Source organism: Streptomyces sp. NPDC048290, from assembly GCF_040652095.1.
Lineage (GTDB): Bacteria > Actinomycetota > Actinomycetes > Streptomycetales > Streptomycetaceae > Streptomyces.
In genome coordinates, this window is the sequence record NZ_JBEZLM010000021.1 from 45,886 (window position 1) to 71,257 (window position 25,372).

Sequence of the window (25,372 nt, forward strand, 5' to 3'; positions counted from 1 at the left end):
TGACGGACGGGGGAGGACCGCCGATGCGCAAACGCCTGGTCAAGAGGATGTTCCGGGAGATGGCCGAGGGCCGCCCCGTCCACCTGCCCATCCGCTTCGCCGGGTTCAGGACCATGGCCCGGCTCGCCTGTCTCGCCGAACAGTTCGGCTACCGGTACGCGGACGCCTCGCAGGGGCACGAGGTCCTGTACCTGAGGCTGCTGCCCGACCACAGCCCACAGGGCCGGGCGCTGGCCGCCGCGCACCACGCCCGGTACCCCGCCGCCGCGTCGGGCGGGCCGCTGCCGCCGCTGGCGCCCGAGGACGTGGAACTGCTCCGGATGCGGATCAGCTGGGACCTCCGGACGGCGATGAGCGGCCGGGTGCGGATCGTGCTGTCGAGCGTCTTCCTCGTCCCGGTCACCGCCGCGATCATGTACCGCTTCCGTGACGACTCGACCGTCGTCACCGTCGCCGCGCTCTGCGGTGCGACGCTCCTCGGCCTGGTGCTGCTGCTCGTGCTCCAGGTCGAACCCCGGCTCCAGGCCCGTCACAAGGCGAGGATGCGCGCCGCCGGACTGGAACCCGTCACCGACGCCGAGGGACGCCTCCGCTACGTCCCCGCCGATCCGCGGCTCGACCAGCCGGGCACCCCCTTCCCGACCCCCTGAGCGCCCCGCCCCGTCCCCATCTCTCACCCGCCCCCACCCCCGAGTGAGAGCAACGTTCCTCCCCGGTCACCGGCTGCCACAGGGCCGAAACGACGTCTCCCTACCGTCGGGTCAAGCCGCTCGCAGATGCCGAGCCCGGAGCCCCGTGGAGGCGCCATGACCGCACCGAGTACCCCGGGCACCGGCCCCGGACGCCGCTGGATCGAGCGCTGGGAGCCGGAGGACGAGGCGTTCTGGCGGGCGGGCGGGGAGCGGGTCGCCCGGCGGAATCTGGTCTTCTCGATCCTCTCCGAGCACATCGGGTTCTCCGTCTGGACCGTGTGGTCCGTGCTCGTGCTGTTCATGGGTCCCGAGTACGGGCTCACCCCCGCCGACAAGTTCTTCCTGGTCTCCATGGCCACGCTGGTCGGGGCGGTGGCCCGGGTGCCGTACACCTTCGCCGTCGCGGTGTTCGGCGGCCGGAACTGGACCGTCGTCTCCGCGGGCGTGCTGCTCGTGCCGACGGCCGTCGCCTTCGCCGTGATGGAACCGGGGACGTCCTACACCACCTTTCTCCTCTGCGCGATGCTCGCGGGTGTCGGCGGCGGGAACTTCGCCTCCTCCATGACCAACATCAACGCCTTCTTCCCGCTGCGCAGGAAAGGGTGGGCGCTGGGGCTGAACGCCGGGGGCGGGAACATCGGCGTACCGGTGATGCAGCTCGTCGGGCTCGCGGTGATCGGCGCCGGGGGCGGACCCCGGGTGCTGCTCGGGCTCTACCTCCCCCTCATCGTGCTCGCCGCCGTCCTCGCCGCGCTGCGCATGGACAATCTCGCCGCGCTGCGCAACGACACCGGCGCCGCCCAGGACGCCGTCCGCGACCCGCACACCTGGATCATGTCCTTCCTCTACATCGGCACGTTCGGGTCGTTCATCGGCTACAGCTTCGCCTTCGGTCTGGTGCTCCAGACGCAGTTCGGGCGTACGCCGCTCCAGGCCGCGTACGTCACCTTCGTCGGACCGCTGCTCGGCTCGCTCGTCCGGCCGCTGGGCGGGGCCCTCGCCGACCGGTACGGCGGCGCCCGGATCACCCTGTGGAACTACGCCGGCATGGCCGCCGCCACCGGGCTGGTGGTCCTGGCGAGCGTCCGGGAGTCGCTGGCGCTGTTCACCGCCGCCTTCATCGCCCTGTTCGTGCTCAGCGGGCTCGGCAACGGGTCGACGTACAAGATGATCCCGGGGATCTTCCAGCGCAAGGCGGTCGCCGCCGGGCTCGCCGGGGAGGCCGCGGTGGCGTACGGGCGGCGGCTGTCGGGGGCGTCCATGGGGCTCATCGGGGCGGTCGGCGCGCTCGGCGGACTCGGCATCAACCTCGCCTTCCGGCAGTCCTTCCAGACCACCGGCACCGGCACCGGCGCGTTCCTCGCCTTCCTCGCCTTCTACGGGCTCTGCACCGTGGTGACCTGGGCCGTATACCTTCGCCGCCGCCCCGTCCCGGCGACCGGCGGCCGGGCCCCCGCCGAGCCGGTGGCCGCGCTCCGGCACGCCGAGGTGTGACGCGCACCCGTAACACCGGTGACATCGACGCGAACCCGGCCTGTCACGCGCCGTTGTCACGCTCGTTCCCCGGACGGACCATCGGCCGCACCATCGGCCGCACCACGACGAGCGGGAGCCCACACGCTTCATGGACGACGACGCACAGCGACCCCCCGCCACGGCCCCCGGCCCCCTCACGGGGTTCACCGTCGGCGTGACCGCCGCCCGGCGCGCCGACGAACTGGGGGCGCTGCTGCGCCGCCGCGGTGCCGCCGTCCTGCACGCCCCCGCCCTGCGGATCGTGCCGCTGGCCGACGACGGTGAACTCCTCGTCGCCACCGGTGAACTGATCCGCCGGGCGCCCGACGTCGTGGTCGCCACCACCGCCATCGGCTTCCGCGGCTGGGTCGAGGCCGCCGACGGCTGGGGCCTGGGCCAGGCGCTGCTGGACCGGCTGCGCGGGGTCGAACTGCTCGCCCGCGGACCCAAGGTGAAGGGCGCGATCCGGGCGGCCGGGCTCACCGAGAAGTGGTCGCCGTCCAGCGAGTCCCTGGCCGAGGTGCTCGACCGGCTGCTGACCGAGGGCGTACGGGGGCGGCTGGTCGCCGTGCAGTTGCACGGGGAGCCGCTGCCCGGGTTCGTGGAGTCGCTGCGGGCGGCCGGCGCGGAGGTGATCGGCGTGCCCGTCTACCGGTGGATGCCGCCGGAGGACCTCGCCCCGCTCGACCGGCTGCTGGACGCCACCCTCACCCGGGGCGTCGACGCGCTCACCTTCACCAGCGCGCCCGCCGCCGCCTCACTGCTCTCCCGCGCCGGGGAACGCGGCCAGTCGCCCGAACTGCTCGCCGCCCTGCGCCACGACGTGCTGCCGGTCTGCGTCGGACCGGTCACCGCGCTGCCGCTCCAGGCCCACGGCGTCGACACGGTCCAGCCGGACCGGTTCCGGCTCGGGCCGCTCGTCCAGGTGCTCTGCCAGGAGCTGCCCGGCCGGGCCCGCGTCCTGCCGCTGGCCGGGCACCGGGTGGAGATCCGGGGCCACGCCGTGCTGGTCGACGGCGACCTGCGCCCCGTACCGCCCGCCGGGATGTCCCTGCTGCGGGCGCTGTCCCGGCGGCCCGGCTGGGTGGTCGCGCGGGCCGAACTGCTGCGCGCGCTGCCCGGTTCCGGCCGCGACGAGCACGCCGTGGAGACCGCGATGGCCCGGCTGCGCACCGCCCTCGGGTCCCCCCGGCTGATCCAGACGGTCGTCAAACGCGGCTACCGCCTCGCCCTCGACCCGGCCACCGACACCAAGTACGCGGACGCCACGCCGTAGACCTTCCGCTGCCGCCGCCCGGGTACGCCGACGTCACGCCCTGGACCTTCCGTTGCCGCCACCAGGTATGCCGACCTCACGCCCTAGCATCCCCGGCGCCGCCACCCCAGCAGCCCCAGTGCCGCCGTCGACGTCACCGCCCGCGCCGCGTTCCACAGCACCCACGCCTCCTCGAACCGCTCCCGCGCCGCCGCCGGGTCCGTGCTCGCCGCGAGCCCGTCGTTGAGCGGGATGTTGCCGACGACCGTGATCAGGAAGGTCAGCGCGTACGCCGCCGTCGCCGCCCACAGCAGCCGGTCCCGGCGCCGCCACGCCGCCAGCGCGGTCAGTGGCAGCGCGGCCAGGAAGGGCACCAGGAACAGCGGATTCTGGATGACGTCGTTGATGTTCCGCATGACCTCGACGTAGGTCCGGTCGTCGCCGCGGGCCAGCGCCGGCATCACCGCGCACGCGAAGACGAAGAAGGTACCGGCCATCAGACCGGTGGTGAGGGTGGCCGCCACCAGCAGCGGGCGGATCGCCCGGTCCCGGTTCCGGTCGCTGAGGGTCGTGTCCGTCGTGTCCGTCGTGTCCATGGGTTCCAGTCAAGGACGGCGGACACGCGCCGGACATGGCCCACCGGCTCGGGCGCATACGCCGTCGTCCAGTCACCGCCGCCGCTCCCGGCGGTACGGGGACTTCCGGTCTCCGGAGCGGACAGGCACTGTAAGAGGAACGGTTCCCCCGTCCCCACGCGGAGCCCGTGCGGTCCGTTCCCCCGGGCGACCCCTAGGCGGTGACTGGCACATGGCATTCGGCACGGCATCCTCCAGCACGGCGCGCGCCCCCGCCCCCGAGCCGCGTTTCGACACCGGCCGTATCTCCCTCGACCTGCTCGCCACCACACACCCGGCGGAACGCCTGACCGGTCCCGCCGAACTGCGCGCCTGGATCATCCGCTCCGGACTGGTCCCGCCCGGCACCGCCCTCGCCCACGCCGACAGCGGCTGGCCGCCCGCCTTCCGTGAACTCCGGGTCCATCTCGACGCGCTGGTCCGCTGCGCTCTCGCCCCCGGCGCCCGGACCGCCGCCGCCTCGCTGGCCCGGGTCAACGCCCTCGCCCGTGCCGCCGCGCCGCCGGCTCCGCGCGCGGTGCGCGCCCCCGACGGGACCCTCGTCCGGGAGCTGGCGGGACCGCCCGAGTGCGCGGCGCTGCTCGCGGCGCTGGCGCGGGACGCGGTGGAACTGCTCACCGACCCGGTGGCGCGGGCCGGGCTGCGGCAGTGCGCGGGGGACAACTGCCCGGTGGTCTATCTGGACACATCCCGGGGGCGACGGCGGCGCTGGTGCTCCAGCGAGGTGTGCGGGAACCGGGAGCGGGTGGCCCGGCACCGGCGCCGCGCGGCGGCGGCACCGGCACGCGCCTGACGCCTCGTTCACCTCCGGACGCCCTGTGATCTGCGTAACACCCCGTTTCCGTAAGGGAGTTCACGGGTACCCGAGAGGCTCTTGTCACTGTGGCAGAAATGTAAAGGCCGAGCGGTGGGAATGTGCGGTCATGTCCCGGTCGTCACCGCACCGCGCGAAAACTGTCGCCCCCCTTTGAACACCCGGCAGCCGCCGTCCGTACCCGGTGTCGAGCGACCGACTCGGGGGAACCCCCGGACACCGGAGGTGGGCGTGCGCAAGGATGCGGCCGTGGCCAATGAACATGGTCGAGGGGCCCGACATCGCATGTCCCAGCCCTCGGAACCGGACGAGGAGTTGATGCGTGCGCTGTACCGAGAGCACGCCGGACCGTTGCTCGCGTATGTGCTGAGGCTGGTCGCGGGCGACCGGCAGCGCGCCGAGGACGTCGTGCAGGAGACGCTCATCCGTGCCTGGAAGAACGCCGGTCAGCTCAACCGAGCGACCGGATCGGTACGCCCCTGGCTGGTGACGGTCGCGCGCCGCATCGTCATCGACGGCCACCGCAGCCGGCAGGCCCGGCCGCAGGAGGTCGATCCGTCGCCGCTGGAGGTCATCCCCGCGGAGGACGAGATCGACAAGGCGCTGTGGCTGATGACCCTGTCCGACGCGCTCGACGACCTGACCCCGGCCCACCGGGAGGTGCTTGTCGAGACGTACTTCAAGGGGCGTACCGTCAATGAGGCGGCCGAGACCCTGGGCATACCCAGTGGCACCGTCAGGTCCAGGGTGTTCTACGCCCTGCGCTCGATGAAGCTGGCACTGGAGGAGCGGGGGGTGACGGCGTGACGGACACGTACGGGGGATACGGAACAGGTGGCCCGGGTATGTCTGGCTCCATGCAGCAGGGAACAGCGGGCCCGAACGAGCACGAGACCGTCGGCGCCTACGCCCTGGGCATTCTCGACGACGCGGAGGCGACCGCGTTCGAGGCGCATCTCGCCGGCTGCGAGTGGTGCGCCCAGCAGCTGGACGAGCTGGCCGGGATGGAACCGATGCTGGCCGCCCTCGCCGACCTCCCCGGCACCGGCACCCCCGCCATCGCCGAGTCGCTGTCCGTGACGCCCTCCCCGAGACTCGCCGAGAAACTGGTCGACGAGGTCGCCGAGCGCCGGGCCCAGAAGCGGCGGCGCTCCTTCTACATGGTCGCCGCGGCTGCCGCGCTGATCGTCGGCGGTCCCTTCGTGGCCGTGGCCACCAGCGGCGGCGGAGACGAGGGCGGCGGCTCCCCGGGGACGAGCGTGGAGGCGGCGAGCCCCGCCAAGACCGCCTTCGAGAACATGCCCGACCGGGCCACCGCGACCGACCCCACCACCGAGGTCAGCGCCAGCGTCGCCCTACAGGAGAAGGCGTGGGGCACCGACGGCGTGCTGGAACTGAAGAACGTCAAGGGCCCGCTCAAGTGCTCCCTGATCGCCGTAGGCAAGAACGGCGAGCGCGAGTCCATGAGCACCTGGTCCGTGCCGGACTGGGGCTACGGCATCGAGGGCGCCCAGACCCAGCAGGCGAGGAACCCGCTCTACATCCAGAGCGGCGCCGCCTTCAAGCCGAGCGAGATCGACCGCTTCGAGGTCGTCACCCTCGACGGCGACAAGCTCGTCGAGATCGACCTCTGACCCGGCGCCGGGGCGCCGCGCGACGGCGTCCGAACAGGTGACGCGGCCACGACGGGCCCGTCCGGTGTGATCAGCCGGGCGGGCCCGTAGCCTTTCCCCGCTCCGGTCGCGTACGGTTAACGGCTGCCCAGCACGTCAGAAGGGGGCCCGGTGGCCGCTCAGGCGCAACAGGAATCCGCGCTCGACTCCCTCAGGGACCGGGAGATCGGTGTCGAACAGACACACCTCGACCGGGTGTACCGACGCCTTGAGGAGAAGATCCACGAGGCCGAGCTGCTGATGCGCGACGCCGGTCGCGGCGGCCAGGTCGGCACGCCCGGCGCGCTCGCCGAGCGGGACGCCCAGGTCTACCGCGCCGGAGTACACCTGAGCAGGCTGAACAACGAGTTCGAGGACTTCCTCTTCGGCCGGATCGACCTGCTGCCCGGCAAGGACGGCACGAAGGGCCCGGACGGCGCGTACACCGCCGTCGAGCCCGCCGAGGGCGCCGTCCGCGAGGACCGCACCGCCGATATCGCCGAGACCCTGCACATCGGCCGGATCGGTGTCCTGGACGAGGACTACGCGCCGCTGGTCATCGACTGGCGGGCGCCCGCCGCGGCCCCGTTCTACCGCTCCACGCCGGTCGACCCGGGCCGGGTGGTCCGGCGCCGGGTGATCCGCTCCAAGGGCCGCCGGGTGATCAGCGTCGAGGACGATCTGATGCGCCCCGAGCTGACCGCCTCCCTCGACGGCCGGGAACTCGCCGTGATCGGCGACGGCGCCCTGATGGCCGCGCTCGGCCAGGCCCGCGGCCACACCATGCGGGACATCGTCGCCTCCATCCAGGCCGAGCAGGACCTGGTCATCCGCGCCCCCGCCGCCTCGGTGACCTATGTCGAGGGCGGCCCCGGCACCGGCAAGACCGCCGTCGCCCTGCACCGCGCGGCCTACCTCCTCTACCAGGACCGGCGGCGCTACGCGGGCGGCATCCTGATCGTCTCCCCGACCCCGCTGCTGGTCGCGTACACCGAGGGCGTGCTGCCCTCCCTCGGCGAGGAGGGCCAGGTCGCCATCCGCGCGATCGGCAACCTGGTGGACGGTGTCGAGGCCACCCTCTACGACTCCCCGGCGGTGGCCCGCGCCAAGGGCTCGTCCCGGATGCTGAAGGTGCTGCGCAAGGCGGCCCGCGGCGCGCTGGAGATGGGCGCCCCCGCCGGAACCGCGCGGCCCGCGCCCGACGACGGCCAGCTCACCTTCGACGACGACCCGCCCGCCCCCGCGGCCCCCCTCCCCACCCGCCTCCGGGTCGTCGCCTTCGGCCGCCGGCTGGAGCTGGAGGCCCCCCAGCTGGAACGTATCCGCCAGTCCGCCCTGAGCGGCACCGCGCCCGTGAACCTGCTGCGCCCGCGCGCCCGCAAGCTGCTGCTGGACGCGCTGTGGGAGCGGTCCGGCGCCGGAACCCGGCACTCCGATCCGGAGCTGGCCGCCGAACTGCGCTCCTCCTTCGACGAGGACATCACCACCGAGGACGACTTCCTCGCCTTCCTGGACGCCTGGTGGCCCGAGCTGACCCCGCGCGGGGTGCTGGCGGCGATGGCCGACGAGCGGCGCCTGGGCCGCTGGGCCCGCCGGGTGCTCACCCCGGGCGAGGTGCGCCGGATCGCCCGCTCCCTCCAGCGCGACGGCCTCTCGGTGCACGACATCGCCCTCCTCGACGAACTCCAGGCGGTCCTCGGCGCCCCGGCCCGCCCCCGCAAGAAGCGCGAGCTGGACCCGCTGGACCAGCTCAGCGGCCTGGAGGAGCTGATGCCGGTACGCGAGGAGTCCCGGCGCGAGCGCGCCGAGCGGCTGGCCCAGGAGCGCACCGAGTACGCCCACGTCATCGTGGACGAGGCCCAGGACGTCACGCCGATGCAGTGGCGGATGCTGGGCCGCCGGGGCCGTACCGCCACCTGGACGGTGGTGGGCGACCCGGCCCAGTCGTCCTGGTCCGACCCGGACGAGGCGGCGCAGGCCCGGGACGAGGCGCTGCCCTCGACCGGTGGCACCGGCCGCTTCTCCCGGGCCCGCCGCTTCCAGCTCACCGTGAACTACCGCAACCCGGCCGAGATCGCCGACCTGGCCGCCAAGGTCCTCGCGCTGGCCATGCCCGGCGCCGAGTCCCCGACCGCGGTCCGCTCCACCGGCGTCGTCCCGCACTTCACCGTCGTACGGGACGGTCTGGGCCGTACCGTCCGGACGGCGGCCGAGGCGCTGCTGGAACGGGTCGACGGCACGGTCGGGGTGGTCGTCGCGATGCACCGGCGCGAGGAGGCCCGCCGCTGGCTGGCCGGGCTCGGCGACCGGGTGGTCGCCCTCGGCAGCCTGGAGGCCAAGGGCCTGGAGTACGACGCCACGGTGGTGGTCTCCCCGGCGGAGATCGCCGACGAGTCCCCGGCCGGTCTCCGGGTGCTCTACGTGGCCCTGACCCGGGCCACCCAGCAGCTCACGGTGGTCTCCCAGGACCGTGACGCCCCGGACCCCTCGGGCGTCCCCGACCTGCTGCGGGACTGACCCGGCCAGGTGGATGTCCGGCCGCCGGACGAGGAACCCGCGGTACGGGAATGGCCGTACGGGATCGGTTTGTTAGCCTGGACGTGACACCGGCCCGATCCAAGCCCCCGGGCCCAACCTTCGTCGCTACGAGCGACCACTTGCCGCGAGGCGAGCATGGCGGGTCGGTGTCACTGAACCACCGGGGAGGCCCACGTCCTGTGTGACGTGGGCCTCCTTCGTCGTCACGGCAGCCGGGGGGTCTCTTACGATGTCTCCGGTAATCTCGTATGGTGGAAGTGAGTTTCCACTTCCGTTCGATCTCGCACCCGCTCCCGTACCCGGCCGTGCCCGCCCGCCGTGAACTCAATGAGCGCAATCGAGGGCGGCTGGCACGTACTCGACGGTAGGTGCGACGATCGGACGGCACCAATCAGCGAGCGCGTGAAAAGCAGAGGAAGTTGGCCATGGCAACGGCGCCCAGCGTCTCCTACTCGATGACCATCCGGCTGGAGGTGCCCGCGAGCGGAACCGCCGTCTCGCAGCTCACCACCGCCGTGGAGTCCTCCGGAGGCTCGGTCACCGGCCTCGACGTCACCGCCTCCGGGCACGAGAAGCTCCGGATCGACGTCACGATCGCGGCCACCTCCACCGCACACGCCGACCAGATCGTCCAGCAGCTGCGCGGTATCGAGGGCGTCACGCTCGGCAAGGTCTCCGACCGTACGTTCCTGATGCACCTCGGCGGCAAGATCGAGATGCAGTCCAAGCACCCGATCCGCAACCGTGACGACCTCTCGATGATCTACACCCCGGGGGTCGCCCGGGTGTGCATGGCCATCGCCGAGAACCCCGAGGACGCCCGCCGCCTCACCATCAAGCGCAACTCCGTTGCGGTCGTGACGGACGGCTCGGCCGTCCTCGGCCTCGGCAACATCGGCCCCAAGGCCGCGCTGCCGGTGATGGAGGGCAAGGCGGCCCTGTTCAAGCGGTTCGCCGGGATCGACGCCTGGCCGCTGTGCCTGGACACCCAGGACACCGACGCCATCGTGGAGATCGTCAAGGCCATCGCCCCCGGCTTCGCGGGCATCAACCTGGAGGACATCTCCGCGCCGCGCTGCTTCGAGATCGAGGCCCGGCTGCGCGAGGCCCTCGACATCCCCGTCTTCCACGACGACCAGCACGGCACCGCCATCGTGGTGCTCGCCGCGCTCACCAACGCCCTGCGCGTGGTCGGCAAGGACGTCGACAGCGTACGGGTCGTCATGTCCGGCGCGGGCGCGGCCGGTACCGCCATCCTGAAGCTGCTGCTGGCCGCCGGGGTGAAGAACGCGGTGGTCGCCGACATCCACGGCGTGGTGCACGCGGGCCGCGAGGACCTGGTCGGCGCCGCCCCCGACTCCCCGTTGCGCTGGATCGCCGAGAACACCAACCCCGAGCACCTCACCGGCACCCTCAAGGAAGCCGTTCGCGGGGCGGATGTCTTCATCGGTGTCTCCGCCCCGAACGTGCTGGACGGGGACGACGTGGCCGCCATGGCGGCGGACTCCATCGTGTTCGCGCTCGCGAATCCGGACCCCGAGGTGGAGCCCTCGGTGGCCCGGGAGACGGCCGCGGTGGTGGCCACCGGACGCTCGGACTTCCCCAACCAGATCAACAATGTGCTGGTCTTCCCGGGTGTCTTCCGCGGTCTGCTGGACGCCCAGTCCCGGACGGTGAACACCGACATGATGCTCGCGGCGGCGAAGGCCCTCGCCGATGTGGTCACCGAGGACGAGCTGAACCCGAACTACATCGTGCCGAGCGTCTTCAACGACAAGGTCGCGGGCGCGGTCGCCGGGGCCGTACGGGAGGCCGCGAAGGCGGCGGCCGGAGCGGCGTCGTAGGCTGGCGGTGCGGAGCGGGGGCCGCGGGTGGTGCCGTGCGGGCTGTGAAGGGCCTGTGCGCATCGCCGTGCGGGCCCTGGCCCCGGCGCGTCGCGGAACCGACCGACGTCGAGGGGCATCTAGGGTGTCGCCAGGCTCAGGCCCTCTTTTCGTGTGACCCCCAAGGGTGTTCTCACGACGCGAGCGGGTGCCGGATTGGCATTCCCGCCGCAGGTAGGGGCAGGATGCGTCTCTAGGCGCGAGCGTCTGAGGACGGACCCCGGGTCAGGGGAATGTCCGAGGGACCTGGCAGCATCGGCTTCGCTGTGCCCCATATACGGCTCCGCCGTATGGCACGCCTCAACGGCAAGATGAACACGGGAGTAACAACATGAACCGCAGTGAGCTGGTGGCCGCGCTGGCCGACCGCGCCGAGGTGACCCGCAAGGACGCTGACGCCGTGCTGGCCGCGTTCGCCGAGGTGGTGGGCGACATCGTCTCCAAGGGCGACGAGAAGGTCACCATTCCCGGCTTCCTGACCTTCGAGCGCACCCACCGTGCGGCTCGTACCGCCCGCAACCCGCAGACCGGTGACCCGATCCAGATCCCGGCCGGGTACAGCGTGAAGGTTTCGGCGGGGTCCAAGCTCAAGGAAGCGGCCAAGGGTAAGTAGGGCGCCTGGTCGCCGTGGTGCGTGCAGCGCCGTGGGCGACCGTGGGCGACCGCGGGCCTGTCGTGGCTTGTCGCGCCCGCGCGGCGGAGCCGCACGAGGGACGCAGCCCCTTGAGAGGGGCGTCGCAGTAGACGTTGATGGGCGGTCATCCCCGGTCGGGGGTGACCGCCCATCGGCGTAACGGGGTCAGCCGAGCGGCTTGCCCGGGAGTTCCACCTTCGCGCCCAGCTCGACCAGCTTCTGCATGAAGTTCTCGTAGCCGCGGTTGATGAGGTCGATGCCGTGCACCCGGGACGTGCCCTGGGCGGCCAGCGCGGCGATCAGATACGAGAAGCCGCCGCGCAGGTCGGGGATGACCAGGTCGGCGCCCTGGAGCCGGGTGGGTCCGGAGACGACGGCCGAGTGCAGGAAGTTGCGCTGGCCGAAGCGGCAGTCGGAGCCGCCGAGGCACTCGCGGTACAGCTGGATGTGCGCGCCCATCTGGTTGAGCGCGGAGGTGAAGCCGAGCCGGGACTCGTAGACCGTCTCGTGGATGATGGACAGGCCCGTCGCCTGGGTCAGGGCCACCACCAGGGGCTGCTGCCAGTCGGTCTGGAAACCGGGGTGCACATCGGTCTCCAGCGCGATGGACTCCAGCCGGTCGCCGGGGTGCCAGAAGCGGATGCCCTCGTCGTCGATCTCGAAGGCGCCGCCCACCTTGCGGTAGGTGTTCAGGAACGTCATCATCGACCGCTGCTGGGCGCCGCGGACATAGATGTCGCCCTCGGTGGCCAGCGCCGCCGACGCCCAGGACGCCGCCTCGAGACGGTCCGGCAGGGCGCGGTGGGTGTAGCCGCCGAGCTTGTCGACACCGGTGATACGGATCGTGCGGTCGGTGTCGACGCCGATGATGGCGCCCATCTTCTGGAGGACGCAGATCAGGTCCTCGATCTCCGGCTCCACGGCCGCGTTGGAGAGTTCGGTCACGCCCTCCGCCAGCACGGCGGTGAGCAGCACCTGTTCGGTCGTACCGACGGACGGGTACGGCAGCCGGATCTTCGTACCGCGCAGCCCCTTCGGTGCCTCCAGGTACTGGCCGTCCGCGCGCTTCTCGATCGTGGCGCCGAACTGCCGCAGCACATCGAAGTGGAAGTCGATGGGACGGCCGCCGATGTCGCAGCCGCCGAGGCCGGGGATGAAGGCGTGGCCGAGCCGGTGCAGCAGCGGTCCGCAGAACAGGATCGGGATGCGCGACGAACCTGCGTGCGCGTCGATGTCGGCGACGTTCGCGCTCTCGACATGCGTCGGGTCCAGGACCAGTTCGCCGGGCTCCTCACCGGGCCGGACCGTCACCCCGTGCAGCTGCAACAGGCCCCGGACGACTCGGACATCACGGATGTCCGGGACATTGCGCAGGCGGCTCGGTTCGCCGCCGAGCAGCGCGGCGACCATGGCCTTCGGTACGAGGTTCTTCGCACCGCGGACACGGATCTCGCCCTGTAGCGGGGTGCCGCCGTGGACCAGCAGGACATCGTCGTTGACGGTCATGAATCTCGCGTTCCATGGAGTGCGGGTGGGGCCGGAGACAGACTAATCGCCGTCGACCCCCCTCCTGTATGCCGTGGGGCGGCTCAGCCCTGTCATAGGTGTGTCACAACACGAACCGCGCCCGGCCGGGCACATGGGGTCACCGGTGGGCGGGCGGCGGCCGGGTCGGGTCCGGCGCCGGTCGGCGTGTCGGGGTGTGCGCCGGGGACGCTTCCTTCCGCCCCTGGCCTGCCCTCTCCCCCCTGCCCCCGTCGGCTCCCCACGTGACAGGAAGATGCGGGATCATGTCAGGCATGACCGAGGTGTCCTCGCTCACAGGGCGACTGCTCGTGGCCACGCCCGCCCTGGCGGACCCGAACTTCGACCGCGCGGTCGTGCTGCTCCTCGACCACGACGAGGAGGGCTCGCTCGGTGTCGTCCTCAACCGCCCCACCCCGGTGGGCGTCGGGGACATCCTGGCGAACTGGGCCGACCTCGCGGGCGAGCCCGGTGTGGTGTTCCAGGGCGGTCCCGTCTCGCTGGACTCGGCGCTCGGTGTCGCCGTCATCCCGGGCGGCGGATCGTCCGAACGGGCGCCGCTCGGCTGGCGCCGGGTGCACGGCGCGATCGGCCTGGTCGATCTGGAGGCCCCGCCGGAACTGCTGGCCTCGGCCCTCGGCTCGCTCAGGATCTTCGCCGGGTACGCGGGCTGGGGCCCCGGCCAGCTGGAGGACGAACTGGTCGAGGGCGCGTGGTACGTCGTCGAGTCCGAGCCCGGTGACGTGTCCTCGCCGGAGCCGGAGCGGCTGTGGCGCGAGGTGCTGCGGCGCCAGCGCAATGAGCTGGCGATGGTGGCCACGTACCCGGACGATCCGTCGCTGAACTGAGGCGCCGCCCGTCCCCGCCGCCCCTCCGGCCGTCCCCGTGGCTCCGGGGAGCGGTCGCCGGACCGAACACTGTGAGCTTCAGTACTCTTGGTTTCTATGAGCACTCTTGAGCCCGAGCGCGGGACTGGTACGGGGACCCTCGTAGAGCCGACGCCGCAGACCTCCCACGGTGACGGTGACCACGAGCGCTTCGCCCACTACGTCCAGAAGGACAAGATCATGGCGAGCGCCCTCGACGGCACCCCCGTCGTGGCGCTGTGCGGCAAGGTCTGGGTGCCGGGCCGCGACCCGAAGAAGTACCCCGTCTGTCCCATGTGCAAGGAGATCTACGAGTCGATGGGCTCCGGCGGGGACGACGGCAAGGGCGGTAAGGGCGGCAAGGGCGGCGGCAAGAAGTAGCCGGTCCGGCGCCGCGCCCCCGCCGGGGCGGCCCGCGCCACCGTACGGATACGACAGAGGCCCCTGAGGTGTGTTTCGGCACGCTTCGGGGGCTTTTGTGCTGTCCGGGCGGGGGTCGCGCGTTGCACGGAATGCGTCGCCCGGTCACAGAGTGGTTGAGACCTCTTGTAAGTCCGTTCATCCACTCCATAACCTCCGGGGTGTTGTGCACAGCGAAACAGGCATTGCGCATGTTGCAACGCTGCAACGCATCTCGGAGGAGCAACTCCATGAAGCTGTCTGTCCGTATGGCCGCCCTGCTGGTCGTCCCCGCTCTGCTGGCGGGCGCCGCCTGCGCCCCTTCGACCTCCGACAACTCCGCCTCCAGCGAGGACGAGAAGACCGGCACCCTGCGGGTCTGGCTCTTCCAGGAGGTCAACAACCAGCCCAAGGAACAGGTCGTGAAGTCCGTGATCGAGGACTTCGAGAAGACCCATGAGGGCGCCGAGGTCTCCATCGAGTACATCCCCGTCGAGACCCGCGCCCAGCGCATCAAGGCCGCCTTCAACGACCCGAAGAGCGCCCCCGACGTCATCGAGTACGGCAACACCGACACCGCGGGCTATGTGAAGGACGGCGGACTCCTCGACGTCACCACGGAGTTCGACGCCTGGGCCGAGGCCAAGGACGCCGACCCGACCGCCCGCCAGTCCGTCACCGTCGACGGCAAGGTCTACGGCGCCCCCTTCTTCGTCGGCGTACGCGCCCTCTACTACCGCACGGACGTCTTCGAGGAACTCGGCCTCCAGGTGCCGAAGACCCAGGCCGAGCTGATCAGCACCGCCAAGAAGATCCGCGCCGAGAAGCCCGAGCTGTACGGGCTCGCGGTGGGCGGTGCCTACACCTATGGCGCGATGCCGTTCATCTGGGCCAACGGCGGTGAACTCGCCACCGGCAAGGGCACCTCCTTCGCCTCCGCCATCGACAGCGCCGCCGCCCAGAAGGGCATCACGGCGTACACCTCGCTGTTCGGCGACGACAACTGTCCCGCCGCCAAGTGCGCCGGCTTCACCGGCAACGACACCGTCACCGCCTTCGCCTCCGGCAAGGCCGGCATGGCCATCGGCGGCGACTTCAGCCACCAGGCGGTGGAGGCGGGCGCGGTCAAGGGCAAGTACGCGGTGGTGCCGCTGCCCGGCGTGACGGCGGGCTCGATCGCCCCGGCGTTCGCGGGCGGCAACAACATCGGTGTCCTGAAGAGCACCTCCAAGCGCACCCTCGCCGTCGACCTGATGGAGCAGCTCGCCTCCAAGCAGACCCAGGGCCAGCTGTTCGACGCCATGGGCTTCCTGCCGACCTACGCCGACGTCCGCGACGAGGCCGCCGCGAAGGACTCCTTCATCGCGCCCTTCGTCCAGACCCTCGCCGCCGACACCAAGTTCGTGCCCGCCTCCCCGGCCTGGGCCGAGATCGACGCCTCCCAGGTCCTGCCGACCATGTTCCAGGAGATCGTCAGCGGCAAGAACGACGTCAAGGGCGCCGCGGCGGACGCCGCCGACAAGATGGACGCGTCGTTCGCGTCGGCGGGGTGACGCCCGGTGAGCGCACCCAGTAAGACAGGGGGCGACCGGCGCGACCGGTCCGACGGGGCGCGGGACGCCGGGAAACTCCCGCGCCCGCGCGGCGGCGGCCGTACCGGCTCGGCCCCGCGCCCCTCGGGGCGGCCGGGCGCCCGCCGGTCCGGCTGGACCCCCTGGCTCTATCTCGCCCCCGCCCTCGTGGTGCTCGGCGGACTGCTCGTCTACCCGATCTACCAGCTCGGTCTGATCTCCTTCCTGGAGTACACCCAGGCACAGGTCAGCGGTGGCGCCCCGACCACCTTCAAGGGCTTCGGCAACTACGCCGAACTCTTCGGGGACGACCAGTTCTGGACGGTGCTGGTCTCCACCCTCGTCTTCGCCGCCGCCTGTGTGGTCTCCACCCTCGCCGTCGGCTGCGCGCTGGCCGTGCTGCTCACCCGGGTGCGCGCACTGCCCCGGCTGGCGCTGATGATGGCCGCGCTGGGCGCCTGGGCCACCCCGGCGGTCACCGGCTCCACCGTCTGGCTGCTGCTGTTCGACCCGGACTTCGGACCGGTCAACCGCATCCTCGGCCTCGGTGACTACTCCTGGACCTACGGCCGCTACAGCGCGTTCTTCCTGGTGCTCCTCGAAGTCGTCTGGTGCTCCTTCCCGTTCGTGATGGTCACCGTCTACGCGGGTATCCGCGCCATCCCCACCGAGGTGCTGGAGGCGGCCTCCCTGGACGGCGCCTCGCAGTGGCGGATCTGGCGCTCGGTGACGGCGCCGATGCTCCGCCCGATCCTGGTGATCGTCACCATCCAGTCGGTGATCTGGGACTTCAAGGTCTTCACCCAGATCTACGTCATGACCAACGGCGGCGGTATCGCGGGCCAGAACCTGGTGCTGAACGTCTACGCCTACCAGCAGGCGTTCGCGTCCTCGCAGTACAGCCTCGGCTCGGCGATCGGCGTCGTGATGCTGCTGATCCTGCTCGCCGTGACCCTGGTCTATCTGCGGCTGCTGCGCCGCCAGGGGGAGGAACTGTGAGTGTCGTACGGACTCTGATACGGCGACCGCGCCGACCCTGGCGGCTGGCCGCCGAGGCGTCGGCGCTGCTGATCGCCGTCCTGGTCGCCTTCCCGCTGTACTGGATGGTGCTGAGCGCCTTCAAACCGGCCGGTGAGATCGAGTCCACCGAGCCCCGGCCCTGGACCCTCGCCCCGTCGCTGGATTCCTTCCGGAGAGTGTTCGGGCAGCAGGAATTCGGCCGGTATTTCCTCAACAGCCTGCTCGTCGCGAGCTGTGTGGTGATCGCCTCCGCGCTCATCGCCTTTCTCGCGGCGACCGCCGTCACCCGGTTCAAGTTCCGCTTCCGGACCACGGTGATGATCATGTTCCTGGTGGCCCAGATGGTGCCCATCGAGGCGCTCACCATCCCGTTGTTCTTCCTTATGCGGGACTTCGGCCAGCTGAACACCCTGGGCGCGCTGATCCTGCCGCACATCGCCTTCTCCCTGCCCTTCGCGGTCTGGATGCTCAGGGGATTTGTGAAAGCGGTGCCGGAGGCGCTGGAGGAGGCCGCGTATCTGGACGGGGCGAGCCGCTCCCGATTCATGTGGCAGATCCTTTTCCCGCTGGTCTTCCCGGGCCTGGTGGCCACCAGTGTGTTCTCCTTCATCTCGACCTGGAACGACTTCCTGTTCGCCCGCTCCTTCATCATCAGCGACACCTCCCAGTCCACCCTTCCGATGGCCCTGCTGGTCTTCTACAAACCCGACGATCCCGACTGGGGAGGCGTGATGGCGGCCTCCACCGTGATGACCATTCCGGTACTGGTCTTCTTCGTCCTGGTCCAGCGGCGACTGGTCTCCGGACTGGGCGGAGCGGTGAAGGACTGAGGCGGGGCGGGGCGGGGCGGTGGGGTGGAGTGGGGGCGGGGCTCCGGTGCCGGGTCCCTGCCGGGTCCCTGCCGGGTGTTCGCCGGGTGCTTTGCGCGTTCCTGTGGGGGCGGCCTACCGGTGAGGCGGTCCCGGTGAGGTGGCACCCAGCCATAGGACAGCTGACGTTGCGACAGCCCATGTTGCGACAACCCACGATGTGACAGCCGACGATCTGACAGCCGACGACCGATCTTCTCGGAGATGACTTCTGACGTGACTTCCGATGCGACTCCTGACCGTGAACTGACGTCCGGTGCGACGTCCGAGGTGATTTCTGTGACTTCTACGACGACTTCTGCGACGACTTCTGCGACGAGTTCTACGGAGGGGACTTCCGTGCGTACGACTTCGCCGACGGAACTGATTCCGGCGCCGCTGCGGGTGACGGCGGACGGCACCGGATTCTTCGCGCTGGGACCGGAGACGGCCCTGGTCGCGGGCGCGGGAACGGAGGGAACGGAACGCTGGCTGCGCACCGAACTGGGCGCCGCCACCGGACTGCCCTTCGCCCCCGCGGCACCGGACTCGGACCGCGCGGCCCACGCCGTACGGCTCTCCCTGGACCCGGTGGTCGCCGGGGAACTCGGTGCCGAGGGCTACCGCCTGGACATCACCGCCGACGGCGTGGAACTGACCGGCGGCGACCCCGCCGGGCTGTTCCGGGGCGCCCAGACACTGCGGCAACTGCTCGGCCCGGACGCCTTCCGGCGCGCCCCGCTGCCGGGCCGGGAATGGCGGCTCGCCACGGCCCGTATCGAGGACGCCCCGCGGTTTCGCTGGCGCGGCATGATGCTCGACGTGGCCCGGCACTTCATGCCCAAGGAAGGCGTGCTGCGCTATCTCGACCTGCTGGCCGCGCACAAACTCAATGTCTTCCACTTCCATCTGACGGACGACCAGGGCTGGCGCGTGGAGATCAAGCGCCATCCGAAGCTGACCGAGGTGGCCTCCTGGCGCTCCCGCACCAAATGGGGGCACCGCGCCTCACCGCTGTGGGAGGACAAGCCGCACGGCGGCTTCTACACCCAGGACGACATCCGCGAGATCGTCGCCTACGCCGCCGCCCGGCATATCACCGTCGTCCCGGAAATCGACATCCCGGGGCACTCGCAGGCCGCCATCTCCGCGTATCCGGAACTCGGCAACACCGATGTCATCGACACCGCCTCCCTCTCCGTCTGGGACACCTGGGGCGTCTCTCACAACGTACTCGCCCCCACTGGCAACGTCCTTCGCTTCTACGAAGGGGTGTTCGAGGAACTCCTGGAACTCTTCCCCGGTGAGTTCATCCACGTCGGCGGTGACGAATGCCCGAAGGACCAGTGGCGTGAATCGCCCCTCGCCCAGGCCCGTATCCAGGAACTCGGGCTGAAGGACGAGGACGAGTTGCAGTCCTGGTTCATCCGGCACTTCGACGGCTGGCTCGCCGAGCGGGGCCGCCGGCTCGTCGGCTGGGACGAGATCCTGGAGGGCGGCCTCGCCGAGGGCGCCACGGTCTCGTCCTGGCGGGGCTACGAGGGCGGGATCGCCGCCGCTCGGGCCGGTCACGACGTCGTCATGTGCCCCGAGCAGCAGGTGTATCTGGACCACCGTCAGGACGGCGGTCCCGACGAGCCGGTGCCGATCGGATTCGTGCGCACTTTGGAGAACGTCTACCGGTTCGAGCCGGTTCCCGCGGAGTTGACGCCGCAGGAGGCCCGTCATGTCCTCGGGACCCAGGCGAACGTCTGGTCCGAGGTGATGGAGAACTCCGGCCGCGTCGACTACCAGGTCTTCCCGCGGCTCGCCGCCTTCGCCGAGGTGGCCTGGAGCGCCCTGCCCGCCCCGGCGGAGCGGGACTTCGCCGACTTCGAGCGCCGGATGACCGCGCACTACGGGCGGCTCGATGCGCTGGGCGTCGCTTATCGGCCGCCGGGCGGGCCCAAGCCGTGGCAGATGCGGCCGGGTGTGCTGGGGCGGCCGATCGACGGGGAGCCGCCGCGGCGGTGAGTGCGGCGGTGAGTGTGGCGGGGTGGTGATTCCGGCCGGGCGGTGAGTCCTGCCGGGCGGTGCGTCCTGCCGGGGCGGGCCCGGACGGTCGGGGCTGCCGGGATGACCGGGGCGGCTGGGATGGCCCGGGGTGACCGTGACCGTGGCCGGGATCGCCGGGTTGGCCGGGGTTTTGGGCCGCGCATGTGGGCGGCTTCCCCGGCGCCCGGCACGCCTCCGCCACCTCCGGCACCCCTGCCACCCCCCCGCCGGTCCCGGTGTGGCTCCGGCGCCCCTTCCGGCGGGCCCCCGCGCGGCTCTGCGCCCCGAACAGATAATGGAAAAAGCTCCCAAGGGTCATCGAAGAGTGCCAATTGCCGCGCGTGGGTGATGCGGCGTGAAAACCGACCATCTCCGCGATGAGGTGGGCGAATGCCTCCTAGCGGACCCCCGCGTTCGTGCCCTGCGAAGATGTGCCAGAGTTGCCACGTCCGCCCGGTCAGCACGTACCGTACGGCGCACAGGTGGGAACAGTGGGGGCAGCGGGAAGGGGCAGCCGGTTTGACCACGCACGCACCGCAGGCGGCGCAGTCCGTCACCCTGCCCACGACGCTCGACGAGGCCGTGGCGGCCCTCACCGCGCTGCCCGCCGCCGTACCCGTCGCGGGCGGCACCGACCTCATGACCTCGGTCAACTCCGGTCAGCTCCGCCCGGCCGCGCTGGTCGGCCTCGGCCGGATCAGCGAGATCCGCGGCTGGCAGTACCAGGACGGCCACGCGCTGCTGGGCGCCGGACTCACCCACGCGCGGATGGGCCGCCCCGACTTCGCCGCCCTGATCCCCGCGCTCGCCGCCGCCGCCCGCGCGGCGGGCCCCCCGCACATCCGCAACGCCGGGACCCTCGGCGGCAACATCGCCTCCGCGTCGCCCACTGGTGACGCGCTGCCGGTGCTGGCCGCCCTGGAGGCCACCCTCGTCATCGCCGGACCCGAGAGCGCCCGGCGCGAGATCCCGGTCTCCCATCTGCTGGCCGGCGTGGAGATGCTCCGCGCGGGAGAGCTGATCGGCTTCGTGCGCGTGCCCCTGCTGCACGCGCCGCAGGTCTTCCTGAAGGCCACCGCGCGGACCGGCCCCGGCCGGGCCGTCGCCTCCGTGGCCCTCGTCCTCGACCCCGCCCGGCGCGGTGTGCGGTGCGCCGTCGGTGCCATAGCGCCGATGCCGCTGCGCCCGCTGGACGCCGAGCAGTGGGTCGCCCGGCTCATCGACTGGGACAACGACCGCGCGCTCGTCCCGGAGGCGCTCAGCGCGTTCGGCGAGTACGTGGCCGCCGCCTGCATCCCCGACCCGGTCCCGGCCGAGGACGGCTCCGTGGCGCAGCTCCCGCCCGCCGTACTGCATCTGCGGCGCTCCGTCGCCGCGCTGGCCCGACGAGCACTGGGGAGGGCGCTGTCGTGACGGACGACCAGCACGGAGAGGGCGCCCCCCAGGGCGGGGGCCGCTGGGACCCACTGCCCCAGGGCGAGTACGACGACGGCGCCACCGCCTTCGTCAAGCTGCCCGAGGGCGGTATCGACGCGCTCATGGCGGCTGCCGACAGTCCGCTGGCCGCGCCCGGCCATGGCTATGTGCCGCCGCCCATCACCGTCTCCCCGGCGCCGCCCGCGGCCACCGACCCGTCCGCCACCGGCACCTGGACCAACCTCCCGGCCGCCCCCGCCGACGGCGCCCAGTGGCAGCACTCCGGGGACACCGGGCACCAGGGGCCGTACGGGCGGCAGGCGCCCGAGCACGGCGGCGGCTCCCCGGGCGACCGGTTCACGTACCACCCGGGTGCCACCGGGCAGTGGAACTTCGAGGAGGCCGTCGCCGCTGAGACCCCGGCACCGGGGCACGACGTGACCGGCCAGTGGTCGATTCCTGTGGCGGGCGGCGATCTCCCGGACGAATCAGGCGAGTTCACCACGTCCGCGCTGGTCGAGCAGTGGGGCGGCACCCCGCCGCCGACCCTCCCCGGCGGCGCCGCCGCGCCCTGGGCGACCGAGGGCGCCGGTCAGGCGTGGGCACCGGAGACCGACGCGCGGCCCGAGCCTTCCGGGCACCTGTACGCCGGGCCGACCGCCCCGGACGCGCCGGTGACGTCCAGCGTGTCGCGTCCGCGGCCCACGGAGACGCGCCGCGAGGCGCCCCTGGCCGAGGCCGCCCACCCGGCGACCCCGGAACTCAAGGGGACCACCGGGGCACCGGAGACGGTCGAACAGGCCGAACAGGCCGACCAGGCCGAACAGGTCGAACAGCTTCATGAGGTCGAACCGGCGACGGCGCCGCTCCGGATCGTTCAGCGGCCCGTGGAGCCCCCGGCGGAGACCGACACGGACTCCGGGCCGACCGGACCCTCCGAGGCGCCGGAGGAGGCCGCCGGACCCGCTGCCGGGCCCGCCCCGGACGGCGAGGAGGTTCCCGCCGCCGCCAACCCGGCCGACTCCGAGGGCGATTCGGACAGTACGGACACCACCGGTGCCCCCGCCGAGCCGCCCGCGCCCCCGCACGACGACCACCCCCTCGCCTCCTACGTGCTCCGCGTCAACGGCGCCGACCGGCCCGTCACCGGCGCCTGGATCGGCGAGTCGCTGCTCTATGTGCTGCGCGAGCGGCTCGGCCTCGCGGGCGCCAAGGACGGCTGCTCCCAGGGCGAGTGCGGCGCCTGCAACGTCCAGGTGGACGGCCGCCTCGTCGCCTCCTGCCTGGTGCCCGCCGTCACCGCCGCGGGCAGCGAGGTGCGCACCGTCGAGGGCCTGGCCACCGACGGACAGCCCTCGGACGTCCAGCGCGCGCTGGCCCGCTGCGGCGCCGTGCAGTGCGGCTTCTGCGTACCCGGCATGGCGATGACCGTGCACGACCTGCTGGAGGGCAACCCGGCGCCCACGCCGCTGGAGACCCGTCAGGCGCTCTGCGGCAACCTGTGCCGCTGTTCCGGCTACCGCGCGGTGGTCGACGCCGTGCAGGAGGTCGTCGCCGAGCGGTCCGCGGGCACCGGCGCCGACTCCGTCGAACACGACGGCTCCGAGCCGCGTATCCCTCACCAGGCGGGCCCCGGGTCCGGCGGGGTCAACCCGTCGGCCTTCGAACCGCCCAGAGGCCAGGGACAGGGCCACGGCCGCCCCCACGGCCAGGGCTTCAAGAACGGAACCGGACCGGGACAGGAAGGAGGCCAGGCGTGAGCAACGAAGCCGCCACCGCGACCACCGCGCAGGCCGTCCCCGCCGCCGAGCCGATCCCGCACGGCCTCGGCGTGTCGCTGCCCGCCGCCGACGCCCGCGCCAAGACCGAGGGCACCTTCCCCTACGCCGCCGACCTGTGGGCCGAGGGCCTGCTCTGGGCCGCCGTCCTGCGCTCCCCGCACCCGCACGCCCGCATCACGTCCATCGACGTCTCCCACGCCCGCGACATGCCCGGCGTCCGGGCCGTGGTGACCCACGAGGACGTGCCCGGCGTCGCCCTGCACGGCCGGGGCACCGCCGACCGCCCCGTCTTCGCCTCCGAGGTGGTCCGCCACCACGGCGAGCCCATCGCCGCCGTCGCCGCCGACCACCCCGACACCGCGCGGATGGCCGCCGCCGCCGTCATCGTCGAGTACGAGGTGCTCGACCCGGTCACCGACCCCGAGCAGGCGTTCGAGGCCGAGCCGCTGCACCCGGACGGCAACCTCATCCGCCACATCCCGCTGCGCCACGGCGACCCGGACGCCGACGGCGAGATCGTCGTCGAGGGCCTGTACCGCATCGGCCGCCAGGACCCCGCGCCCATCGGCGCCGAGGCGGGCCTCGCCGTGCCCCGGCCGGACGGCGGCGTGGAGCTGTACGTCGCCTCCACCGACCCGCACAACGACCGCGACACGGCCGCCGCCTGCTACGGCCTCGAACCCGAGCGGGTCAAGATCGTCGTCACCGGTGTGCCCGGCGCCACCGCCGACCGCGAGGACCAGGGCTTCCAGCTCCCGCTGGGACTGCTCGCCCTCAAGACCGGCTGCCCGGTCAAACTCACGGCCACGCGCGAGGAGTCCTTCCTCGGCCATGTGCACCGCCACCCCACCCTGCTGCGCTACCGCCACCACGCGGACGCCGACGGCAGGCTGGTCAAGGTCGAGGCACAGATCCTGCTCGACGCGGGCGCCTACGCCGACACCTCGGCCCAGGTGCTGGCCGCGGCCGTGTCCTTCGCGTGCGGCCCCTATGTGGTGCCCAACGCCTTCATCGAGGGCTGGGCGGTACGCACCAACAACCCGCCCTCCGGCCATGTCCGGGGCGAGGGCGCCATGCAGGTGTGCGCCGCCTACGAGGCGCAGATGGACAAGCTCGCCAAGAAACTCGGCGTCGAACCCGCCGAACTGCGTCTGCGCAACGTCCTCGCCACCGGCGACGTCCTGCCCATCGGCCAGACCGTGACCTGCCCCGCGCCGGTCGCCGAACTCCTCCAGACGGTACGGGACTTCCCGCTGCCCGCCCTGCCCAAGGACACGCCCGAGGACGAGTGGCTGCTGCCCGGCGGCCCCGAGGGCGCGGGCGAACCGGCCGCGGTGCGCCGGGGCGTCGGCTACGGCCTGGGCATGGTGCACATGCTGGGCGCCGAGGGCGCCGACGAGGTCTCCACGGCGACCGTGAAGGTCCACGACGGGGTCGCCACGGTCCTGTGCGCGGCCGTCGAGTCCGGCCAGGGCTTCACCACCCTGGCCCGGCAGATCGTCCAGGAGACCCTGGGCGTCGAAGAGGTCCATGTGGCCCCCGTCGACACCGACCAGCCGCCCGCCGGAGCGGGCTGCCGTGGCCGTCACACGTGGGTCTCCGGGGGCGCGGTGGAACGCGCCGCCAAGATGGTCCGCACCCAGATCCTCCAGCCGCTGGCGCACAAGTTCGGCATGTCGACCGAGCTGCTCCAGATCGCCGACGGCAAGATCACCTCGTACGACGGTGTGCTGTCCACCACCGTCACCGAGGCCCTGGACGGCAAGGAGCTGTGGGCCACCGCGCAGTGCCGCCCGCACCCGACCGAGCCGCTCGACGAGCACGGCCAGGGCGACGCCTTCGTGGGCCTCGCCTTCTGCGCCATCCGCGCGGTGGTCGACGTGGACATCGAACTGGGCTCGGTACGGGTGGTGGAGCTGGCGGTCGCCCAGGACGTCGGACGGATCCTCAACCCGGCGCAGCTCGCCGCGCGGATCGAGGCCGGTGTCACCCAGGGCGTGGGCATCGCCCTCACCGAGAACCTGCGCACCCCGCGCGGCACGATCCGCCACCCCGACCTGACCGGCTACGCCCTGCCGACGGCGCTGGACGCCCCGGACATCAGGATCGTGAAACTGGTCGAGGAGCGGGACGTGGTGGCGCCGTTCGGCGCGAAGGCGGTCAGCGCGGTGCCGGTCGTCGCCTCCCCGGCGGCCATCGCCTCCGCGGTCCGCGCGGCGACCGGCCGCCCGGTGAACCGGCTCCCGATCCGGCCCCAGGCCGCGGTGGTCACCACGTCGTGAGGGGGCGACCCCG

20 protein-coding genes are annotated in these 25,372 nt (G+C 72.2%); 18 read left to right on the top strand and 2 right to left on the bottom strand.

What is annotated here, in order from left to right:
* The first annotated feature begins 23 nt into the window (after positions 1–23).
* The 3 genes from AB0D49_RS30115 (at position 24) to AB0D49_RS30125 (ending at position 3,483) form a co-directional block, all read left to right on the top strand.
* A complete protein-coding gene (locus AB0D49_RS30115; RefSeq protein ID WP_362763234.1) occupies positions 24–650 on the top strand; it encodes a hypothetical protein in 627 nt (208 codons plus the stop codon).
* Between the two features lie 156 nt (positions 651–806).
* Positions 807–2,186 (top strand): nitrate/nitrite transporter, encoded by a 1,380-nt coding sequence (locus tag AB0D49_RS30120; RefSeq protein WP_362763237.1) that lies wholly within the window; start codon positions 807–809, stop codon positions 2,184–2,186.
* 130 nt (positions 2,187–2,316) lie between these two features.
* The gene (locus AB0D49_RS30125) at positions 2,317–3,483 is read left to right on the top strand and encodes a uroporphyrinogen-III synthase (RefSeq protein ID WP_362763238.1); all 1,167 of its coding nucleotides are present in this window, start codon (positions 2,317–2,319) and stop codon (positions 3,481–3,483) included.
* A gap of 83 nt (positions 3,484–3,566) precedes the next feature.
* Here the strand turns inward: AB0D49_RS30125 and AB0D49_RS30130 are convergent, their stop codons facing one another.
* Positions 3,567–3,959: an anthrone oxygenase family protein gene (locus tag AB0D49_RS30130; protein WP_362763537.1), complete on the bottom strand. Its 393-nt coding sequence runs from the start codon at positions 3,957–3,959 to the stop codon at positions 3,567–3,569.
* Positions 3,960–4,269: 310 nt separating this feature from the next.
* On the opposite strand from AB0D49_RS30130, the gene AB0D49_RS30135 reads away from it, so the two are divergent.
* The 6 genes from AB0D49_RS30135 to AB0D49_RS30160 all read left to right on the top strand — a co-directional run bounded on the left by AB0D49_RS30135 (position 4,270) and on the right by AB0D49_RS30160 (position 11,597).
* Positions 4,270–4,890, top strand: coding sequence for a CGNR zinc finger domain-containing protein (locus tag AB0D49_RS30135; protein WP_362763239.1), 621 nt, complete (start codon positions 4,270–4,272; stop codon positions 4,888–4,890).
* A 306-nt stretch (positions 4,891–5,196) separates the two neighbouring features.
* Positions 5,197–5,718 carry a sigma-70 family RNA polymerase sigma factor gene (locus tag AB0D49_RS30140; RefSeq protein WP_010039908.1) on the top strand — a complete coding sequence of 174 codons (522 nt, stop codon included), beginning with the start codon at positions 5,197–5,199 and terminating at the stop codon, positions 5,716–5,718.
* 50 nt (positions 5,719–5,768) lie between these two features.
* Positions 5,769–6,545, top strand: a complete 777-nt coding sequence (locus AB0D49_RS30145; protein ID WP_362763240.1) for a zf-HC2 domain-containing protein — start codon at positions 5,769–5,771, stop codon at positions 6,543–6,545.
* A 150-nt stretch (positions 6,546–6,695) separates the two neighbouring features.
* Positions 6,696–9,080 (top strand): UvrD-helicase domain-containing protein, encoded by a 2,385-nt coding sequence (locus tag AB0D49_RS30150; protein WP_362763241.1) that lies wholly within the window; start codon positions 6,696–6,698, stop codon positions 9,078–9,080.
* 446 nt (positions 9,081–9,526) lie between these two features.
* Positions 9,527–10,945, top strand: a complete 1,419-nt coding sequence (locus AB0D49_RS30155) for an NAD-dependent malic enzyme (RefSeq protein WP_362763243.1) — start codon at positions 9,527–9,529, stop codon at positions 10,943–10,945.
* A gap of 370 nt (positions 10,946–11,315) precedes the next feature.
* A complete protein-coding gene (locus AB0D49_RS30160; RefSeq protein ID WP_004000874.1) occupies positions 11,316–11,597 on the top strand; it encodes an HU family DNA-binding protein in 282 nt (93 codons plus the stop codon).
* A 186-nt stretch (positions 11,598–11,783) separates the two neighbouring features.
* On the opposite strand, the gene murA is transcribed toward AB0D49_RS30160, so the two are convergent.
* Positions 11,784–13,124, bottom strand: coding sequence for a UDP-N-acetylglucosamine 1-carboxyvinyltransferase (murA, locus tag AB0D49_RS30165; protein WP_362763245.1), 1,341 nt, complete (start codon positions 13,122–13,124; stop codon positions 11,784–11,786).
* A gap of 293 nt (positions 13,125–13,417) precedes the next feature.
* On the opposite strand from murA, the gene AB0D49_RS30170 reads away from it, so the two are divergent.
* The 9 genes from AB0D49_RS30170 (at position 13,418) to AB0D49_RS30210 (ending at position 25,359) form a co-directional block, all read left to right on the top strand.
* Entirely contained in the window at positions 13,418–13,990 is a 573-nt protein-coding gene (locus AB0D49_RS30170) for a YqgE/AlgH family protein (protein WP_362763247.1), read from the top strand.
* A gap of 96 nt (positions 13,991–14,086) precedes the next feature.
* Entirely contained in the window at positions 14,087–14,389 is a 303-nt protein-coding gene (locus AB0D49_RS30175; RefSeq protein ID WP_362763250.1) for a DUF3039 domain-containing protein, read from the top strand.
* Between the two features lie 269 nt (positions 14,390–14,658).
* Positions 14,659–15,960, top strand: a complete 1,302-nt coding sequence (locus AB0D49_RS30180; RefSeq protein WP_362763253.1) for an extracellular solute-binding protein — start codon at positions 14,659–14,661, stop codon at positions 15,958–15,960.
* Between the two features lie 6 nt (positions 15,961–15,966).
* A complete protein-coding gene (locus tag AB0D49_RS30185; RefSeq protein WP_362763256.1) occupies positions 15,967–16,977 on the top strand; it encodes a sugar ABC transporter permease in 1,011 nt (336 codons plus the stop codon).
* The gene (locus tag AB0D49_RS30190; RefSeq protein WP_362763259.1) at positions 16,974–17,828 is read left to right on the top strand and encodes a carbohydrate ABC transporter permease; all 855 of its coding nucleotides are present in this window, start codon (positions 16,974–16,976) and stop codon (positions 17,826–17,828) included. Before AB0D49_RS30185 ends, AB0D49_RS30190 begins: the two co-directional genes overlap by 4 nt.
* 405 nt (positions 17,829–18,233) lie before the next feature.
* Positions 18,234–19,859 (top strand): beta-N-acetylhexosaminidase, encoded by a 1,626-nt coding sequence (locus AB0D49_RS30195; protein WP_362763540.1) that lies wholly within the window; start codon positions 18,234–18,236, stop codon positions 19,857–19,859.
* 540 nt (positions 19,860–20,399) lie between these two features.
* A complete protein-coding gene (locus AB0D49_RS30200) occupies positions 20,400–21,293 on the top strand; it encodes an FAD binding domain-containing protein (RefSeq protein ID WP_362763262.1) in 894 nt (297 codons plus the stop codon).
* Positions 21,290–23,056 (top strand): 2Fe-2S iron-sulfur cluster-binding protein, encoded by a 1,767-nt coding sequence (locus AB0D49_RS30205; RefSeq protein ID WP_362763264.1) that lies wholly within the window; start codon positions 21,290–21,292, stop codon positions 23,054–23,056. Before AB0D49_RS30200 ends, AB0D49_RS30205 begins: the two co-directional genes overlap by 4 nt.
* A complete protein-coding gene (locus AB0D49_RS30210) occupies positions 23,053–25,359 on the top strand; it encodes a molybdopterin cofactor-binding domain-containing protein (RefSeq protein WP_362763266.1) in 2,307 nt (768 codons plus the stop codon). Before AB0D49_RS30205 ends, AB0D49_RS30210 begins: the two co-directional genes overlap by 4 nt.
* Positions 25,360–25,372: the final 13 nt, after the last annotated feature.

Bases quoted from the DNA above. Each gene is read 5' to 3' on its own strand.
- AB0D49_RS30115 (WP_362763234.1), top strand. From the start codon at position 24: ATGCGCAAACGCCTGGTCAAGAGGATGTTCCGGGAGATGGCCGAGGGC.
- AB0D49_RS30120 (WP_362763237.1), top strand. From the start codon at position 807: ATGACCGCACCGAGTACCCCGGGCACCGGCCCCGGACGCCGCTGGATC.
- AB0D49_RS30125 (WP_362763238.1), top strand. From the start codon at position 2,317: ATGGACGACGACGCACAGCGACCCCCCGCCACGGCCCCCGGCCCCCTC.
- AB0D49_RS30130 (WP_362763537.1), bottom strand. From the start codon at position 3,959: ATGGCCGGTACCTTCTTCGTCTTCGCGTGCGCGGTGATGCCGGCGCTG.
- AB0D49_RS30135 (WP_362763239.1), top strand. From the start codon at position 4,270: ATGGCATTCGGCACGGCATCCTCCAGCACGGCGCGCGCCCCCGCCCCC.
- AB0D49_RS30140 (WP_010039908.1), top strand. From the start codon at position 5,197: ATGTCCCAGCCCTCGGAACCGGACGAGGAGTTGATGCGTGCGCTGTAC.
- AB0D49_RS30145 (WP_362763240.1), top strand. From the start codon at position 5,769: ATGCAGCAGGGAACAGCGGGCCCGAACGAGCACGAGACCGTCGGCGCC.
- AB0D49_RS30155 (WP_362763243.1), top strand. From the start codon at position 9,527: ATGGCAACGGCGCCCAGCGTCTCCTACTCGATGACCATCCGGCTGGAG.
- AB0D49_RS30160 (WP_004000874.1), top strand. From the start codon at position 11,316: ATGAACCGCAGTGAGCTGGTGGCCGCGCTGGCCGACCGCGCCGAGGTG.
- murA (WP_362763245.1), bottom strand. From the start codon at position 13,124: ATGACCGTCAACGACGATGTCCTGCTGGTCCACGGCGGCACCCCGCTA.
- AB0D49_RS30170 (WP_362763247.1), top strand. From the start codon at position 13,418: ATGACCGAGGTGTCCTCGCTCACAGGGCGACTGCTCGTGGCCACGCCC.
- AB0D49_RS30175 (WP_362763250.1), top strand. From the start codon at position 14,087: ATGAGCACTCTTGAGCCCGAGCGCGGGACTGGTACGGGGACCCTCGTA.
- AB0D49_RS30180 (WP_362763253.1), top strand. From the start codon at position 14,659: ATGAAGCTGTCTGTCCGTATGGCCGCCCTGCTGGTCGTCCCCGCTCTG.